Annotated in this window: 2 tRNA genes and 1 rRNA gene; all 3 read right to left on the bottom strand. The window is 43.5% G+C overall.

From position 1 onward, the window contains the following. Positions 1–537, bottom strand: a 23S ribosomal RNA gene (locus FTU03_RS16010); the annotation flags it as partial. 474 nt (positions 538–1,011) lie between these two features. Next, positions 1,012–1,087 (bottom strand) — tRNA-Ala (locus FTU03_RS16005). A gap of 57 nt (positions 1,088–1,144) precedes the next feature. Then, positions 1,145–1,221: transfer RNA gene (locus tag FTU03_RS16000), tRNA-Ile, on the bottom strand. Between the last annotated feature and the right edge of the window lie 47 nt (positions 1,222–1,268).

The raw sequence follows: 1,268 nt of genomic DNA, 5'->3' as shown, positions 1-1,268 counted from the left end.
AAGTGGCTCCCACTGCTTGTATGCATGCGGTTTCAGGATCTATTTCACTCCCCTCACAGGGGTTCTTTTCGCCTTTCCCTCACGGTACTGGTTCACTATCGGTCAGTCAGGAGTATTTAGCCTTAGAGGATGGTCCCCCTATATTCAGACAAGGTTTCACGTGCCTCGCCCTACTCGACATCATCATATCAGCCCTTTCGTGTACAGGACTATCACCCACTATGGTTGCACTTCCCAGAGCATTCCACTAAAACTGATATGACTTAATGGGCTGTTCCCCTTTCGCTCGCCGCTACTGAGGGAATCTCAATTGATTTCTTTTCCTACGGATACTGAGATGTTTCACTTCTCCGCGTTCGCCTCATAAACCTATGTATTCAGTTTATGATACCGACCTTATAGCCGGTGGGTTTCCCCATTCAGACATCTCCGGATCACAGGATATTTGCCGCCTCCCCGGAGCTTTTCGCAGGCTATCACGTCTTTCTTCGCCTCTGACTGCCAAGGCATCCACCACATGCACTTAATTACTTGACTATACAACCCCAAACAGTCGTTCATCCCTACAAGTAGGATAAACAACATAATCAACCAATCACTCAGTCAATTACACAGTTAGAGTTTCGTGAACTTAATCACTGTACAGCTTCAATTAGATTCATATACCAAAACGCTTGATTCAGTTAATTTCGCTAGTTCTCATTCAATCACTTCAACAATCAATCTTGCGATCTCTTGTTTCCGCTCTTGTATGAGTATGAACAAATTATTTCAACTCAAATATATTCTGTTAATGATTTAATGCATCCTCGTCGGACTGCATTACTGTGATAAATCACAGAGATTATCAAGTGCGCGTATCATAACGCTTGTACTTGCTAATCTCTAGGATCTAAACACTTGATCGCTTAGGAACTAAACAACTTCATCACTGTATGATTACATACTGCGCGAAGCGTAGCTTCTTGCTTAAATTTCAAGTAAAAGCAGTGCTTTTATGATCTTGAAATTTGGTGGAGACTAGGAGAGTCGAACTCCTGACCTCCTGCGTGCAAAGCAGGCGCTCTACCAACTAAGCTAAGTCCCCAGCTTATCAATAAGTCAATGTATCGTTCCGTTTCTGTATGAATTGCTTCGTCAGTAGTGGTGGGTCTGACAAGACTTGAACTTGTGACCCCACGCTTATCAAGCGTGTGCTCTAACCAACTGAGCTACAGACCCTCAGATACATCGTCATGAAGAACAACTTGTTGTGGATTCTTACCAAT

Source organism: Acinetobacter sp. YH12046, assembly GCF_013419905.1.
GTDB lineage: Bacteria > Pseudomonadota > Gammaproteobacteria > Pseudomonadales > Moraxellaceae > Acinetobacter.
The sequence above is the reverse complement of the archived record's forward strand: the minus strand, read 5'-3'. Positions and strand labels throughout refer to the sequence as shown.